This window comes from Pseudarthrobacter sp. HLT1-3 (assembly GCF_059383535.1).
The window spans coordinates 40,206-55,934 of record NZ_JBWZCJ010000026.1 but is presented as its reverse complement, the minus strand read 5'-3'; the positions used below and the strand labels follow the sequence as shown (position 1 = coordinate 55,934).

The 15,729-nt window shown below is 65.4% G+C and carries 12 protein-coding genes and 2 pseudogenes; 6 read left to right on the top strand and 8 right to left on the bottom strand.

Annotation, left to right across the window (positions count from 1 at the left end):
- Window positions 1-97: 97 nt before the first annotated feature.
- The 7 genes and pseudogenes from AC50X9_RS18630 to AC50X9_RS18600 all read right to left on the bottom strand — a co-directional run bounded on the left by AC50X9_RS18630 (window position 98) and on the right by AC50X9_RS18600 (window position 7,288).
- Window positions 98-1,015: a Gfo/Idh/MocA family protein gene (locus AC50X9_RS18630; protein WP_494896013.1), complete on the bottom strand. Its 918-nt coding sequence runs from the start codon at window positions 1,013-1,015 to the stop codon at window positions 98-100.
- A gap of 71 nt (window positions 1,016-1,086) precedes the next feature.
- A pseudogene (locus tag AC50X9_RS18625) lies at window positions 1,087-1,263 on the bottom strand (Gfo/Idh/MocA family protein); the annotation flags it as partial.
- Between the two features lie 17 nt (window positions 1,264-1,280).
- A complete protein-coding gene (locus AC50X9_RS18620; RefSeq protein WP_494896012.1) occupies window positions 1,281-2,141 on the bottom strand; it encodes a sugar phosphate isomerase/epimerase family protein in 861 nt (286 codons plus the stop codon).
- 82 nt (window positions 2,142-2,223) lie between these two features.
- Window positions 2,224-3,078, bottom strand: coding sequence for an ATP-binding cassette domain-containing protein (locus AC50X9_RS18615; RefSeq protein ID WP_494896011.1), 855 nt, complete (start codon window positions 3,076-3,078; stop codon window positions 2,224-2,226).
- Window positions 3,075-4,879 (bottom strand): annotated as a pseudogene (locus tag AC50X9_RS18610) (dipeptide/oligopeptide/nickel ABC transporter permease/ATP-binding protein). Before AC50X9_RS18610 ends, AC50X9_RS18615 begins: the two are co-directional and overlap by 4 nt.
- Entirely contained in the window at window positions 4,876-5,820 is a 945-nt protein-coding gene (locus AC50X9_RS18605; protein WP_494896010.1) for an ABC transporter permease, read from the bottom strand. The pseudogene AC50X9_RS18610 and the gene AC50X9_RS18605 overlap by 4 nt, the downstream one beginning before the upstream one ends.
- A 112-nt stretch (window positions 5,821-5,932) precedes the next feature.
- Complete coding sequence (locus AC50X9_RS18600) at window positions 5,933-7,288, bottom strand: ABC transporter substrate-binding protein (RefSeq protein WP_494896009.1); 1,356 nt, start codon at window positions 7,286-7,288, stop codon at window positions 5,933-5,935.
- 289 nt (window positions 7,289-7,577) lie between these two features.
- On the opposite strand from AC50X9_RS18600, the gene AC50X9_RS18595 reads away from it, so the two are divergent.
- On the top strand, window positions 7,578-8,573 hold the full coding sequence (locus tag AC50X9_RS18595) for a LacI family DNA-binding transcriptional regulator (RefSeq protein ID WP_494896019.1): 996 nt from the start codon (window positions 7,578-7,580) through the stop codon (window positions 8,571-8,573).
- A 37-nt stretch (window positions 8,574-8,610) separates the two neighbouring features.
- Here the strand turns inward: AC50X9_RS18595 and AC50X9_RS18590 are convergent, their stop codons facing one another.
- A complete protein-coding gene (locus AC50X9_RS18590) occupies window positions 8,611-9,591 on the bottom strand; it encodes an AraC-like ligand-binding domain-containing protein (RefSeq protein WP_494896008.1) in 981 nt (326 codons plus the stop codon).
- 141 nt (window positions 9,592-9,732) lie between these two features.
- Here AC50X9_RS18590 and AC50X9_RS18585 point away from each other — a divergent pair, with 141 nt between their 5' ends.
- The 5 genes from AC50X9_RS18585 to AC50X9_RS18565 all read left to right on the top strand — a co-directional run bounded on the left by AC50X9_RS18585 (window position 9,733) and on the right by AC50X9_RS18565 (window position 15,712).
- Window positions 9,733-10,962 (top strand): acyl-CoA dehydrogenase family protein, encoded by a 1,230-nt coding sequence (locus AC50X9_RS18585; RefSeq protein ID WP_494896007.1) that lies wholly within the window; start codon window positions 9,733-9,735, stop codon window positions 10,960-10,962.
- Window positions 10,959-11,534, top strand: a complete 576-nt coding sequence (locus AC50X9_RS18580) for a flavin reductase family protein (protein ID WP_494896006.1) — start codon at window positions 10,959-10,961, stop codon at window positions 11,532-11,534. Before AC50X9_RS18585 ends, AC50X9_RS18580 begins: the two co-directional genes overlap by 4 nt.
- An 86-nt stretch (window positions 11,535-11,620) precedes the next feature.
- Window positions 11,621-12,580 carry an alpha/beta hydrolase gene (locus tag AC50X9_RS18575; RefSeq protein WP_494896005.1) on the top strand — a complete coding sequence of 320 codons (960 nt, stop codon included), beginning with the start codon at window positions 11,621-11,623 and terminating at the stop codon, window positions 12,578-12,580.
- A gap of 256 nt (window positions 12,581-12,836) precedes the next feature.
- Window positions 12,837-14,639: an FAD-dependent oxidoreductase gene (locus AC50X9_RS18570; RefSeq protein ID WP_494896003.1), complete on the top strand. Its 1,803-nt coding sequence runs from the start codon at window positions 12,837-12,839 to the stop codon at window positions 14,637-14,639.
- Window positions 14,636-15,712 carry a maleylacetate reductase gene (locus AC50X9_RS18565; protein ID WP_494896001.1) on the top strand — a complete coding sequence of 359 codons (1,077 nt, stop codon included), beginning with the start codon at window positions 14,636-14,638 and terminating at the stop codon, window positions 15,710-15,712. Before AC50X9_RS18570 ends, AC50X9_RS18565 begins: the two co-directional genes overlap by 4 nt.
- The last annotated feature ends 17 nt before the right edge of the window (window positions 15,713-15,729 follow it).

The following is a 15,729-nucleotide window of genomic DNA, read 5'->3' as shown; positions in this document are numbered from 1 at the left end:
ACGGACTACACCAAAGCCGGCGCTGCCGGGCCGACCCGGCGATAATGGCCCGGTCCCGGACGGGGCTGGGGGCCCCGCACCCCTCACTTCATATCGTCTAGGCGCGTGTTGGGAACTTGCCCTCGTCCGCGATGCGCTTGTTCAGCTCGGCGAGGAACTCCTCCTCATCGAAGTCCAGCCCCACTTCGGTTCCGGTCCAGCTGGAGAGGTGGATGGCGTTGGCCAGCCGGACACCGTTGATGCCGTCCGATCCCGGAGCCAGCAGCGGGGTGCAGTCCAGGATGTTCGCGGCGAAGTTCGCCAGGACCCCGGCGTGCTGCGCCCCCCAGACGGACTCGTACTCGATGACTTCGGTGCTGTAGTAGTCCTCGGCGTTCAGTTGGCCCGTGAAGAGCTTCCGGACATCCTCCATGCCCATGGCGTCGCTGAGTTCGCGTTCCGGTTTGGCCAAGCGGGTGACCGTGGCGGTCCTGCTGTCGGTGACAACAATTTTGCCCTGGTCGCCCAGGATTTCGAAGCGGTCCGTGCCGGTCAGGTCGTGGGTGGCGGTGACGAACACGCCGGTGGCGCCGTCGCCGTAGTCCACGACGGCGGTGACCTCATCCTCGACGGCGATGTCCCGGCGGAAGCCGTAGGCCACCTTCGCGTACACCGACTTGGGCACGCCGCAGATCCACTGCCAGAGGTCCAACTGGTGCGGTGCCTGGTTGACCAGGACACCGCCGCCTTCGCCGCCCCAGGTGGCGCGCCATTCGCTGGAGTTGTAGTAACCCTGCGGACGCCACCAGGTCGTGATGATCCAGTTGCTGCGGCGGATCCTGCCGATCTCGCCTGCGTCGACGATCTCCTTCAGGCGCTGGTATAGCGGGTTGTTGCGCTGGTTGAACATGATCGCGAAAGACAGCCCGGGCTTGCTGGCGGCAAAGCCGTTGACTTCCCGGACCTGCTTCGTGTAAACGCCGGCGGGCTTCTCCAGCAGGGCGTGGACGTCGCGTTTGAGCGCCTCGATGCCCATCCCGGGGTGCAGGAGTGCGGGACGCAGGTAACGACGGCATCCACGTCCCCGCTTTCGAGCATGGTGATGTAGTCGACGTAGAAGGGTGCGTCGGGGTACTGGGACGCCGCGAGTTGCCTCTTCGCGGGGTCCACGTCACAGATGGCCCCGATTTCCATGTTCGGGACCAGCCCGTCCTGGATGAATTTGGCGTAGGCGCCGCCCTGCTGGCCCAGGCCGATGATGCCAAGGCGTACTTTTGTGCTCATGCGGTGATGCTCCCTGTTCAGAAAAGGTTGGAGTGGCCCATGGCCGCGAGGTTCTCGTACCAGGTTTGCAGGGCATCCCAGACGGTGCGGCCGTAAAGCTCGTCCTGCTCCACCAGCAGGTACCGGGCCCCTGCGGCCTGGGCGGCCGGAATGATGGAGGGGAAGTCCAGGTTGCCTTCGCCCACTTCGGCGAACTGGACCACGTCCTTGAACTCGGCCATAAAGCCGGTGAAGTCCCCGCTTTCCAGCAGGCCGAAGGAGGATTCGGGCAACTCGCCGATCCGGTAGTCCTTCAGGTGGACCATGGCGGTGCGGCCGGCGTACTTGTCCAAGGTCCGGACCGGGTCCAGGCCGCCGCGCTGCACCCAGTGGACGTCGATTTCCAGGCCCATGGACGGGGAGTTTTCGGCGATGATGTCCAGCATGTATTTGCCGCCGAACTTCGCAAATTCGATGTGGTGGTTGTGGTAGTACAAACCCAATCCGTGGCCGGCCAGGCGCTCGGCGTAGTCGTTGGCCTGCTTGGCGAAGTCAACAACGGCGTCGATCGATTTCATGGCCGGGAACGGCAGCATGCCGATCCGCAGGAGCTTCGTGTCAAGTCGCTTCGCATCGTCCACGATTTTGTCGAAATGGTCCTTGAGCGAATCGGCCGGCATGCCTTTGGGGGTTTCCATCGCGACGGACAAGGCCGCGATGTCCATGCCTAGTTCCGTCCGTGCGCGGTCCAGTTCTGCCACGTTTTCGGGGGTCATGGGGATCTGGGAAACCTCGACGGCGTTGTAGCCGATCGCGTTCACCTTTCGGAGCGTCTCGAACGCCCCGAGGTCCTTGAAGCTGTCCTTCAGCATCATGGCTTGCACGCCTATTTTGGCCACTTTTGTTTCCTTCGTTTGACCGGTCCCGCCAGGGAAGCCGGAAGCTCGTTTCAGTTGGTCGGTACCGGGCTGTCCGCGGTCATCAGGCGGGGACGCCGACCTGTTCGTTCTGCTGCCGCTGGAGTTCGAGCAGCCGGTGCCGGTCGGCCCTGCGTTGTTCCTGGCGGTCCGGGTCCGGGACCGGCGAGGCCAGCAGCAGCCGCTGGGTGTAGGGGTGTTCCGGGTCCCGGGTGACGACGTCGGCCGGCCCCTGCTCAACAATCCCGCCGTGGTACATCACGGCGACGCGGTGGCTGATGTGCCGGACAACGTCGAGGTCGTGGGAGACGAAGAGGTAGGACACGCCGGTGTCCCGCTGGATCTGCAGGAACAGGTCCAGGACGCGGGCCTGTGTCGACAGGTCCAGGGCACTCACCGGCTCGTCGCAGACGATCAGTTTCGGTGACAGTGCCAGGGCGCGGGCAATGGCCACGCGCTGCCGCTGGCCGCCGCTGAATTCCCGTCGGAGCCGGTGGATGGCGTCGGCGGGCGACTTGCCCTGGACTGCGAGGGGTTCGGCGAGGATGTCCCCGACTTCCAGGGCCGGGTTCAAGGACGTGTACGGATCCTGGAAGACCACCTGCATGTCCCGGCTCAGGGTGCGCCTGTCCTTGCGGCTGGCATGGCTGATGTCCCTTCCTTCGAAGGTGATCCTGCCCGCCGTGACCGGGGCCAGGCCCAGGACCGCCCGGCCCAGGGTGGTTTTGCCCGAGCCGGACTCCCCCACCAGGCCGAGGGTCTCCCCCCGGCCGATGGAGATATTGATGTCCGTGAGCGCCCGGAACGGCTTGGCCCGGAAGCCTTTGCCGGGATAGTCCACGATGAGCTGGTCCACGCACAGCAGTTCTGTGCGTTCCGGGGCCGCGGGAGCGGCGCCGGAGTCTACGGTTGCAGTCACGATGCCGCCCCTTGGGAGGTTGATGAAACGAGCATGGTCATGGGTTCCTTGCCTTCCAGCATCGACCCCAGCAGAGTCCGGGTGTAGGGCTCCTGCGGGTTCCTGAGGATGCTGCGCACCGGCCCTTCCTCCACGAGCCGGCCGTTCTGCATCACCACGACGCGGTCGCAGAGGTCCGCCACCACGCCGAAGTTGTCCGTCACGAGAATGACGCCGACGCCGAGGCGGCGCTGGAGGTCCCGGATGAGGTCCAGGACCTCGGCCTGGACGGTGACATCCAAGGCGGTTGTGGGCTCATCGGCAATAATCAGATCCGGTTCGCAGCTGATGGCTCCGGCGATCAGGACGCGCTGGGCCATGCCGCCGGAGACTTCATGGGGGTAAGCCTTGAAGGTCCGTTCCGGGTTGACGATTCCGACGTCGGCGAGCAGCTTCATGGCGCGGATGGTGGCTTCGCCCTTGGAGATGCCCAGCACCCGCACCATGGGGGTGACCAGCTGGTAGCCGATGGTGAAGGCCGGGTCCAGGTTGCTCATGGGTTCCTGCGGGATGTAGGAGATCCTCTTGCCGCGCAGCTTGGAGAGCCTGTCCTGGTTGACCTTTTCATCGCCCGGAGCCACGGTGTAGCTGCCATCGAACTGGATGGCGCCGCCCACGATGCGGGCGTTGTCAGGCAGCAGGCCCAGCATCGAGAACGCCGTCTGGGACTTGCCGGAGCCGGACTCCCCCACAATGCCAAGGATTTCGCCGCGGTCGACGTGGAAGGAGACGTCATCGACGACCTTCTTGACCGATCCGTCTGCCTGCGGGTAGCCGACGCCGAGGTTGGTCACCTTCACCAGGTGGTGCTCGGTTCCGGCGTCGACGGCGGCCACGGGGTTGCGTGCGGCCCGTTTGACGGCGGGGACCGGAGCCACCGCGCTGCTGTCTGGCTGTTCGTTGCGCTTGTGGCTGCTATTTGTGCTTTTGTTGGTGCGTTTGTTGGTGCCAGGGGTGGCGCGCGGCTTCCTGCGGTTTTTGATCTTTTCGCCGTCCTCGAGGGCATCGCGGATGGCATTGCCCAGCAGCACCAGCGCGCCGATGGTGAGCGCCATGGCAAACGCCGGCCAGAAGAGCAACGTCGGCGTGAGGTAGACGTTCTTGAATCCTTCGCTGAGCATCACGCCCCAGGTTGTTTTGCCGGATCGCCCAGTCCCAGGAACTCGAGTGCGGACTGGATGGCTATGGCTACACCGGCGATCGCCAACGTCTGGATAATGATCGGCGCCCGGACTACCGAGAAGATGTGCCGGGTAATGATGCGCAGGTCCGAAAGACCGGATACCCGTGCGGCGTCCACGTAGAGCTCGTTGCGGACCGACTGCACCGCGGACCGCGTCAGGCGGAAGTAGGAGGGACTGATCAGTACGCCGAACGCGATCATGGCGATCCACACGGAGGGACCGAACGCGGCGCGGATGGTCAGCAGCACGATCAGGCCGGGGAGGCTCATCAGGATGCTGACAATCCAGTTGGAGGCCGCTTCGAATTTCCCGTCACGTCCGGAGCTGTCGGTGCCCAGGAGGTTAACCGCGTCCGGGGGCGCGAGAGTCTTGGAAATGTTCGCGTAGTTCTGGTCGAACGGGGCCAGCACGTCCGCGAAGACGGCGAGCAGGGACAATCCCAGGAGGACGACGACGGCGACGATGCCAAGCGGATTCTTGAGCAGCCGCCCGAGGACCGTGGACCGGACCACGCTTCCGGTCTGGCCGGTAGTACCGGGAAGCGGCGTCAGGGCTGAGGTTTCAACGGTCTCGGTCACGAGGCACGCACCTTCGGGTTGAGCCAGCCGTTGAGCAGGTCAACAACGAGGTTGACCGAAATAACAACAGCGACGGTGTACATAACAACGCCCATCACCACTGGCTGATCGCTCTGCGCGGTGGCGGCCACGGCAAGCGGCCCCAGCCCGGGAAGGGCAAAAATCTGCTCGATGATGATCACTCCGCCCAGCATGCCGATGAGCTGCAGGCTAAGCACGGTCAGTCCTGCCGGGGCAGCGCTGCGCAGGACGTGCCGGAACAGGACCTCGCGCTCACTGATGCCGCGGCTGCCCAGCGTGCGGACATAGTCGCGTTCGAGCTGCTTAATAACCGCACTGCGGATTTGCTGCGCACCGCCGGTGACTCCGTTGATCAGCAAGGCAATCACCGGAAGTGTCAGGGACAACACCCAGGCGGACGCGGGCGCGCCCGGGGAAATGGTGCTCGTGGCGGGGAACAATCCCATCTGGACGGCCAGAATGGTCACCAGGATGATGCCGATGACGAACCCGGGGATGGAATCGCCGACGATTGCGCCAATCTGGACCACCCGGTCCACCCAGCCACGCTTGACCGCGGCGGCGGCCACGCCAATCAGCGTGGCAATAATGGCGATGAGAACCATCGCGCTGACAACCATGACCATGGTCACGGGGATGCGGGTGGCCAGGGACGGGGCCACCGGTTCCGAACTGAACCAGGACGCTCCGAGGTCACCCTGCAGGGCATTGACGACCCAGTCCCAATAGCGGGCAAGGATGGGCTGGTCCAGCCCGAGCTCGGCTTCCTTCAGCGCCACCTGCTCCGGCGTGGCCTGGTCGCCCAGGATGTTCCGGGCGATGCTTCCGCTGGCGAGGTAGAGCATAAAGAACGTGAGGATCGAGACGGCGAACTGGACGACGAGTCCACTGCCGAGGCGTCTGAGGATGAAGGTGATCATTGCTGGCTCCATTGAACTGGCATGGTGTTGAACGCCGGGTCCGGCAGCCCGCCCTGGTGATGGGTAGCTGCCGGACCTGCGCCGGTTCTTGTTGTGTCTACGGGCCCCGGTATTACGCGGCGGGTGCGTAGTTGTAGAGCGACGGAACGGCTTGCTGGACCTGCGGCACGACGGTGATCTTCGAGTTGTGGTAATACATCTGGTTCACCCGGAACAGCGGGGCGAACCACGCCTGTTCCACAACGTACTTGTTGACCCCCTGGGCCAGCTTGCCGGCATCTTTGCCGCCGTTCTGGACGGCGTCGATCTTGGCCTGCAGCTCCGCGTGGTGTTCTTGAACGGGTTGTACAGCGCCTTCGTGGAGATGATCTGGTTTCGTGGCCACCCATGGCTCGCCCTGGAAGAGCGAGAAATACATGGTGGTGAACTTCTGGGCCGCTACTTCGCTGGTAAAGGTGTTGGTGATCGCGGCGCCCACTTCGAGCGTGACCCCAATGTCGGCCAGCTGTTGCTTGACCACGGCAATCTGGGTTTCAAAGCCGGGGACGTTCGGGACCGACAAGGTAACGCCGCTTTCATACCCGGCCTCCTTCAGGAGCTGCTTGGCCTTGGCCGGATCGTACGTGTAGTAGTTCTCCAGCTCTTCGGTCCAGGCCCCGCTGGCCTTGCCGAAGGGCTGGGAGGTCGGCGTGCCCTGTCCCAGCAGGACCTGGTCCAGGATGGTCTTGCGGTCGAAGGCGTAGTTGATGGCCTGGCGGACCTTGACGTTTCCCAGTGGTGTGTTCTTGGCGCCGTCACGGTCCAGCAGCAGCAGCCCCTGCCAGTCCACCTCATTGGCGACGAGCTTCATCTTGGCGCCCTCGGCCTGCTTCCCGGTCTTCGGGTCGAGCAGCGTGGCATCAACCTGTCCCGAGACCAAGGCGTTGGTCCTTGCCGTCGGGTCGACGAGGATCTTGAAAGTGACTTTCTCGAACTTCTGAAGGTCCTTGTTCCAGTAGTCCTTGCGTGCGGTGAACACCGACTGAGAGTCCTTGATCGTGGCGGCCTTGTCCATGACATACGGGCCGCTGCCCACGGGCTCGGTCTTGATGCCGTCGGTCCCGAGCGCCTTGGGGCTGCCCATCAGCCCGGCGGCCTGGCTGAGGTAGAACTCCAGCGAGGGATCGGGCGCCGCCAGGTTGAGCTCAATGGTGTCCGCATCGACCACCTTGACGTCCGAAACCGCGGCAAGCTGGGCCATCTGCGGGCCGTTGGCCTTCTTGAAGTGATCCATGTTCGCCTTGGCCGCTTCGGCGTCGAACTTGGCGCCATCGCTGAAGGTCACGTCGGTGCGCAGGTCAACCGTGAGCTGCGTGTTTGCCTCGTTGTACTTCCACGCGGTGGCCAGCATGGGGCTGAGCTTGCCGTCCGGTTCCCGCAGGACCAGGGAATCGTAGGCCGCCTGGTAGGGCTGAAGGTAGTGGCCCACGTGCGCCTGGGCCGGGTCCCAGGAACGGATCTCCTGGGTTTAGCGGGCGCGCCGCGCAGGCAGCTCGCAATGTCGCTCCAGCGCGGTGACGCAGTTCACAATCGGTGTCCACGCCAGCTTAGTCACCGCCGGGGACGATGACAACCGATTGCCATCATTTGACAAAATGTGGCATTCTTGGCTCAACGGCTCCGTGGCGGCAGTCACAGGCTGCCTACCCGACCCGGCCGACACGGCCCGGCCACCACGTTCAGAGAGGAGCGCCGTGGCTACGACGCAACCAGCAGCAGTGGACCGCCCTGCCACCATCCATGACATCGCCGCGCTCTGCGGCGTGGCAGCCTCCACCGTTTCCCGGGCCCTCTCCACGCCGGAGCGGGTCAACATCCGGACCCGCCAGCGGATCGAGGCGGCGGCTGCCCAACTGCACTACATCCCCAACAGCCAGGCCAAGGCGCTGAGTTCCGGCCGCACCGGCGCGGTGGGAGTCCTGGTGCCGGACATTACCAACCCGTTCTACTTTGACCTGATCCGGGGCACCCAGCTCCAGCTTAAAGCGGCCGGCTACACGCAGCTGCTGGTGGACACGGAGGAATCGGACGAGGTGGAAGCGAGCAGCGTGGAACAGCTGCGGAAGAGCGCGGATGGACTCGTCGTCGCCGCGTCGCGGCTCACCGACGACGCGCTGCTGGCCGCTGCGGCGAAGATGCCTATGGTCACGATCAACCGCGACGTTCCCGGCGTCCCGGCCGTCCTCATTGACACCCCGTCCGCCACCAGCCAGGCGCTCGACCACCTCATCTCGCTGGGCCACACCCGGATTGCCTACGTGGCCGGTCCCGTTACTTCCCAATCCAGCACACGGCGCTGGTCCGCCCTGTCGGAGGCGGCAAAGGAGCGCGGCGTGGAAGTCCGCAGTTTGGGACCGTTCCCGCCCAAGAAACAGTCCGGCGCGGCAGCCGCGGACGCCGCTGTGCACAGCGGAGTGACCGCCTGCATTGCGTTCAACGATCTCATCGCCATCGGCATGCTGCAGCGGCTCCGCGAGCGCGGCATCCGCGTTCCCGAGCACATGAGCATCGTGGGCTGCGACGACATCTTCGGCGCCGACTTCTGCAACCCGCCGCTGACCACCATGGCCTCGCCGATCGAGCAGGCAGGCCGCGTGGCCGTGTCCATGCTGCTGGCACAGCTGAACCCGCTGGCGGGCGGCGGCACCCGCAGCCGATCCGTGATGCCCACCCATCTCACCGTCCGCGGCTCAACCGGGCCGGCACCGCGTTAGCGGGGCGGGGCGTCGCCGGCTCCAAACGGCCGGCCATTCAGGCCGGCCGGTTCAAGGCAGCCGCCCGGTATTCGGCCGGCGCCTGGCTTGTCGCTTCCTTGAAGAGCGCACTGAAATACGACTGGTTCTTGAAACCGTTGCGGTGGCTCAGGACACCGACGGGCACGTCGGCCAGGCGGGGATCGCGCAGATCCCGGGCGCAGCGCTCCAGCCTTCGAGTGCGCATCCAGGACCCGACAGTCTCACCCGATTCAGCAAAGATGGCGTGCAGGTATCTGACCGAGAGGAAGTTCGCCTCGGCAATGCGGCGGGGCGAGAGGTCAGGGTCGTGGAGGTGCGCATCGATAAAGGCAGCAATGCTTTCGAAACGAACCCGCTTCTGCCCCGCAGGCTCGGGGCTGACGGAGAGGGCCAGCTCATGGCGCATCATCGTCGAGGTCAGGTCCACCGCGTTGTGCAGGCTGAGCAGCTGCAGTTCGGGCGACAGGTTGTCCACCACTGAATTCAGCCCGCCCAGAAGCCCCGCCATCGCAGGGGCCAGCCCCGAGTGGCTGTCCAGCCGTTGCGCCACCAGGTCCGCAATCTGAGCGCCTGACGGCGTGACCAATGACTGGGGAAACTTCAGGAACAGAATATTGAACCCCTCGGGAACAACGATCTCAACGGGCCGCCCGGTCTGGTAAAAACCGAAGTCGCCCGGTCCCAGCTGCGCCTGCCGGCCGTCCTGGACAATGTAGCCCTCACCGCTAAGCACATGGCAGAGGACCAACGATCCCCCATCCGCCGCCACTCGTTCTGCCCCGCGCCGGGCCGCATGGCCGGAGGCCTCGATTTCCGCCAGATGGATTCCGCCCTGGATACGGTTCCGCATCCGGGCCGTGAACGACTCGGGATGATCGGTCTCCATGTCCAGCGCAAGCAGAGTGGAGGAAACCATGGCGCCCCACGACCCCGGATCCTTGGCCTGCTGGGACACAACCTTCGCTGCCGTCGACTGCTCACCCTGGGGCTTGCTCATTCAACACCCCCCTCGGCGGCCAACACCGCAACAGAGAATGTGTTCACTGTCACAACATTCATGTGCACTCCATCGTATCCAGCGTGAGCCGGATCACGCATAAATTGCAGTTACGGCAACGTAACAAGCTAGGAGCACGAAATGTCCCAGACACTTTTGGAATCAACAGGCCGCCTTCACGTCAGCGACGACGTCACCGCCCTGCTTGCCCGAATCGACGAAATCACCCCGCTGCTGAAGTCGCAGGCGGATAAGAATGAAGAACTCGGGCGCCTCACGGACAAAGTTGTCCAGGCCCTCCACGACACGGGGGTGTTCCGATTGGGAATTCCCCGCGAGCTCGGCGGCTATGAGGCATCCCCCCGCCAGGTCATCGAAGTCATCGAAAAGCTCTCCTACGCCGATGCTTCCACCGGCTGGGCGGTCATGGCCCTGCAGATGATCACCGGCACCACTGCCGCCTACCAGGGCAAGGACGCCACCGATGAGCTGTTCGCCAACGGCGGCTACCACCTGATGGCAGGCCAGGGTACCCGGATGGGTACGGCCAAGAAGGTCGACGGCGGATACCTCCTCAGCGGATCCTGGAGCTTCGCTTCCGGGCTGCCGCACGCCAGCCACATCCACACCGCCGCCGTGGTCCTTGAGACGGGCCAGCCGCTGGTGTTCACCCTCCCCAAGGAAAAGGCCAGGGTTGTCGACAACTGGGACGTAATGGGGCTGAAGGCCTCCGGCAGCATCGACTACAGCTGCGAAGACCTCTTTGTGCCGGAGTCGTACACCTACAACGTCACCACAAAGGAAAGCGTCTATGGCGGCGCCCTCTACCGGATGGGGCTGGCCAACATGTCCGGCATCAACCACGCCGGCTGGGCCCTCGGCGTCGGACGCCGGATGCTCGATGAGATGAAGGCGCTCGCCCAGAAGAAATCCGGCGCCCCGGGCGCCAGCGTCGATACCGACCAGTTCGCCGCCGAATACGCCAAGGCAGAAGCCACGCTCCGCTCGGCCCGGGCCTTCGTTTTCGGCGTCTGGACAGACAACGAAGCCACCCTGGACAGCAACGAACTGCTCACGGCCGAACAGGAAACGCTGACCCGCCTGGCCCTGAATAACGCCACCTGGTCCGCCCACGAGGTCTGCATGACGGTCTACAAGTGGGCAGCGACGGCGGCCCTGCGGCACGGCGACCTGCAGCGTTTTTTCCGCGACATGCACGCCGGCACGCAGCACATGACCTCCGGCCCGGTGGTGCTGCAGGCCTGCGGCCGCATGCTCTCCGGCCTGGCCAAAAACGCCGAATGGGTCTTTTTCTCCCTTGCTGAAAAAGCGCCGGCAGAAAAGGCAGCCGCCACGGAGGCCGGGAAATGAGCGCCGGACTGGCAGCTGTCGGCGCGTCATCCCCCACCAGGGTCGCCAGCGTCGGCACGGAGGACATGCTCTCTGCCGACGAATTCAAGGCCGCGTTCCGCAACCACCCCGCCGGCGTCGCTGTTGTTACCGCGGACGCCGGCGACGGCCCGGTCGGCCTGACGGCGACGTCCGTCATCTCCGTGTCAGCGAACCCGGCGCTGCTCGTCTTTTCCCTCTCGGCCTTCTCATCCACGGCCCCCGCCCTTGCCCGTGCCGAAACCCTGGTGGTCCATTTACTGGGCGCCGACCAAATGGCCCTGGCCAAGACATTCGCGACCAGCGGTATTGACCGCTTCGCCGACACCTCCAGTTGGTCCCGGCTGGTGACCGGAGAGCCTGTCCTGAACGGCGCCCCGACCTGGCTGCGCGGCCGGATTGTGGACCGGATGCAGGCCGGCGACTCCACGGTGGTGGCGGTCCAGGTACTGCAGGCCTCGGTCGCAGAACCGGCACCCGACGCCGACAGCAGTCCGTTGGTTTACCACAACCGCTCGTGGCACCGGCTAAGCGAACTTTCGGCGATCTGCTGACACTCCGCAACACGGCTGGCCCACTTCACGCCCACCACGCAACAAACCCTTCAACGCCCCGCCAACATCTCAACGAGGAGAACCCGATGGCACTTGACGAAGCAACTACCGCCTTTCTGGAAGGCATGGCGCAGGCCGCCGGCCCCGACGCGAAACCCCTGTGGGAGCTGACCGCGGCCGAAGCCCGGATCGCCGGCAGCGGACTGAAGGACCTCTACGGACCCGGCCCCGATGTCCACCGCACGGAAGACCACACCCTGGCCGCTTACGACGGCGGGCACATCCAGGTCAAAGTCCTCGTCCCCCGGGAGAAGCCGAACGCCGTAGTCGTTTACCTGCACGGCGGCGGCTGGGTCCTGGAGGGCATCGAGGGCTACGAAACCCTGGGCCGCCAGCTCGCCACGAAGTCCGGCGCCGCCGTCGTGCTCGTCAACTACCGCAAGGCCCCCGAGCACCCGTTCCCGACGCCCGTCGAGGACGCCTGGACGGCCCTGCAGTGGGCTGACGAGAACATGGAGCGGATCGCCGGACAGCGCGTCCCGCTGTTCGTCGGCGGCGACAGCGCCGGCGGAAACCTCGCTGCCGTGACCGCCATCCGTGCCCGGGACAACGGCGGCCCCGCCCTCGCCGGCCAGGTTCTGCTCTACCCGGCAACGGACTCGGATTTCTCCCGCGCTTCCTACCTTGAACCGGAAAACCAGTCCTTCCTCACCACAGAATTCATGCAGTGGTTCTGGAACCACTACATCCCGGAGCCGTCCCTCCGGAACCACCCCGAGGCATCACCGCTGTTGACCCATTCCCTCGCGGACCTTGCCCCGGCCCTGGTAATCACCGCGGAGCACGACATCCTCCGTGACGAAGGAGAGGCCTACGCCGCCCGCCTCGGCGAGTCCGGCGTCGACGTCGAACATCACCGCTGGCCAGGGCAGATGCACGCCTTCTTCTCCATGGTCAACGTCCTGCCGGCCAGTGCCGACGTGATGGACCTCGTCGCCGACTCGATCCGGACCCGGGCCGCCGCCACTGACAGCGTTCAGAGCTGACCATGCTTGGCAGCCTCAGGATCAGGACGTGCGCAGCGGCCGGAAATGCTGTCTGCGGCAATATCGCCTCTAAGAACACGGAGTCGGGCAATGCCGGGCAGCGCAGCACCTGGCCGCCGCGGCCGGAAGCCATCTCCGCGTCGCCGTGGGAAGGCCTCTACGACAACAGCGGTTCGGAAATCCCCGCCCACAAATAGGGCGTCCGACTCAATCAGCCCCACGTTCCCGGCCAGCAGGCCGCACCAAAGGAAAACACATGGTTATTTTCAATGACGGGGTCGCCGAAACGGCTCTCCCGGACACAAATGTCGTCCACACCGACGTCCTGATCGTCGGATCCGGTCCTGCCGGTTCCTCGGCCGCACTGTTTCTGTCCAATCTGGGCGTACCGAACATCATGATCACCAAATACCGCTGGACGGCGAACACGCCGCGGGCGCACATCACCAACCAGCGCACCATGGAAATTTTCCGTGACATGGGGATCGAGGACCAGGTCCTGGCCGATGCCACCCCGCACGAGATGATCGGCGACACCGTCTTCTGCACCTCGATTGCCGGCGAGGAGATCGGACGGATCCTCAGCTGGGGAACCCACCCGGCCCGCCATGCCGACTACGAACTGGCGTCCCCCTCACTGAACTGCGATATTCCGCAGACCTACCTTGAGCCGATTCTCGTGAAGAACGCCACGGTGCAGGGCACGCAGACACAATTCTCCACCGAATACCTCTCGCACATCCAGGACGCCGACGGCGTGAGCGTACGGGTGCTGAACCGGCTTACGGGCGCCGAATACACCATCCGGGCCAAGTACCTGATCGGCGCCGACGGTGCCCGCTCCAAGGTTGCCGCGGACATCGGGCTGCCCTACGAGGGGCAGATGGACATCGCCGGATCGATGAACATCACCTTCAAGGCAGACATCGCCGCGCTCGTGGGCCACCGGCCCTCGGTGCTGTACTGGGTGGTCCAGCCAGGATCCAACATCGGCGGGATCGGCGCCGGCCTGGTGCGCATGGTCCGGCCCTGGAACGAATGGCTGATTGTGTGGGGCTTCGACATCAACGACGAGCCACCCTCCGTGACGGACGAATCCGCGGCCCAGATCGTCCGCAACCTGATCGGCGTTCCGGACCTCGACGTCGAGATCACGGGAACCTCGCTGTGGGGGAACAACGAACAGTACGCCACACGGCTGCAGGCCGGGCGCGTGTTCTGCGCCGGGGACGCCGTCCACAAGCACCCGCCGAGCAACGGTCTCGGCTCCAACACATCCATCCAGGACTCCTACAACCTGGCCTGGAAGATCGCGGCGGTCCTCACGGGCCAGGCAGGCGAGGCACTGCTGGAAACCTACACCGCCGAGCGCGCCCCGGTAGCGAAGCAGATCGTCACCAGGGCCAACCAGTCCGGACGGGAATTCGGCCAGCTCTTCGAGGCCCTCGGGATCGACAAGGCAGAGACCGCCGAGCAAATGCACGCCCTGATCGAGTCCCGCAAAGACAACACCGCCGAGGGCGCCACCAAACGCCAGGCCATCCAGGCGGCAATGGAGGTCAAGAACTACGAATTCAATGCCCACGGCGTGGAACTCGGCCAGCACTACGACTCCTCCGCGATCGTCGGCGACGGGACCACCAGGCCGGCGCCGGCCCGGGATCCGGAGCTGTACTACGAAGCATCGACGCATCCGGGCGGCCGGCTCCCGCACGCCTGGGTGGGTGACAGCACCCGCAAGGTCTCGACCCACGACCTCGCCCCCTTCGGCCAGTTCACCCTTATTACCGGAAGCACCGGCGTGGACTGGGGCACGGCCGCACAAAAGGTCAGCGACCAGCTCGGCGTCACCGTCGGCTCCGTCGTGATCGGTCCGGGACAGGACGTCACAGATTTGTACTTCGACTGGGCGAAACTGCGCGGAGTGGCCGAAGACGGCGCCGTGCTGGTCCGTCCGGACAAGCACGTCGGCTGGCGCGCCGACCGTTTGCCAGCAGATCCGGAAGGCGCCCTGCACTCGGCCGTCTCCGCGATCCTTAGCCGGGAGAACCGGCCATGAGCCTGTCTTTTGACCACGTGACCCTGGGCCAGCGTGTCCTTTTCGGCACCGGGAAGGCCGCTGCCCACCTCGCCGCCGAGGTGGCGAGGCTGGGTGCGCAGCGCGTGATGGTGATCGCCTCGGATTTCGAGACCGAAATGGCCCGGAGCGTGGCCGCGGAGATCGAGGTGGCGCTGTGGCACCACGACGTGGTGATGCATGTGCCGATCGAGGTCGCCGAAAGGGCCCGCACTGCGGCCGCCGGGTCCGGCATCGACCTGCTGGTCTGCGTCGGCGGCGGGTCCACAACGGGCCTGGCGAAGGCCATCGCGATGACCTCCCGGATCCCGATCATTGCCGTGCCGACGACCTACGCCGGGTCGGAAGCCACCAACGTGTGGGGCCTGACCGAAGCGTCCCGGAAAACCACCGGTGTGGACGACGCCGTCCTGCCGGTCACGGTCATCTACGACGCGGCCCTGACCCTGTCCCTGCCGGTGGACATGTCCGTTGCCTCCGGCCTGAACGGCATGGCCCACTGCATCGATTCGATGTGGGCCCCGCGGGCGGACCCGATAAACGCCGCCCTCGGTGCCGAAGGCATCCGTGCCCTCAGCCGGGGACTGCCGCTCATCACGGATGACCCGGCCGGTGCCGAAGGACGCGAGCAGGCCCTCTACGGCGCGTACCTGTCCGCGGTCGCGTTCGCCTCCGCCGGGTCCGGGCTGCACCACAAGATCTGCCACGTCCTGGGCGGGACCTTCAACCTCCCGCACGCGCAGACGCACGCCACGGTGCTGCCCTACGTCCTGGCCTTCAATGCACCCTGCGCCCCCGAGGCTGAGGCCCGCATCGCCGCCGCTTTTGGGACCGCCGATGCCCTCACCGGTCTCCAGGATCTCCGCAAACGCCTGGACGCCCCCAAAGCCTTGTCCGACTACGGGTTCACCTCCGACGGGATCACTGACGCAGTCAACATCGTCCTCCCCGCCGTCCCTGGCTCCAACCCTCGCCCGGCCACCACCGAAAACCTCACCCGGCTCCTCCAGGCAGCCCTCACAGGCGAGGACCCCACGGTCCTGCTGAGTCTCTGACCCGGGCCCCAACCACA

Coding starts and splice junctions, on each gene's coding strand:
- AC50X9_RS18630 (WP_494896013.1), bottom strand. CDS start 1,015: ATGGGCATCGAGGCGCTCAAACGCGACGTCCACGCCCTGCTGGAGAAG.
- AC50X9_RS18605 (WP_494896010.1), bottom strand. CDS start 5,820: ATGATCACCTTCATCCTCAGACGCCTCGGCAGTGGACTCGTCGTCCAG.
- AC50X9_RS18590 (WP_494896008.1), bottom strand. CDS start 9,591: ATGAGCAAGCCCCAGGGTGAGCAGTCGACGGCAGCGAAGGTTGTGTCC.
- AC50X9_RS18585 (WP_494896007.1), top strand. CDS start 9,733: ATGTCCCAGACACTTTTGGAATCAACAGGCCGCCTTCACGTCAGCGAC.
- AC50X9_RS18580 (WP_494896006.1), top strand. CDS start 10,959: ATGAGCGCCGGACTGGCAGCTGTCGGCGCGTCATCCCCCACCAGGGTC.
- AC50X9_RS18575 (WP_494896005.1), top strand. CDS start 11,621: ATGGCACTTGACGAAGCAACTACCGCCTTTCTGGAAGGCATGGCGCAG.
- AC50X9_RS18570 (WP_494896003.1), top strand. CDS start 12,837: ATGGTTATTTTCAATGACGGGGTCGCCGAAACGGCTCTCCCGGACACA.
- AC50X9_RS18565 (WP_494896001.1), top strand. CDS start 14,636: ATGAGCCTGTCTTTTGACCACGTGACCCTGGGCCAGCGTGTCCTTTTC.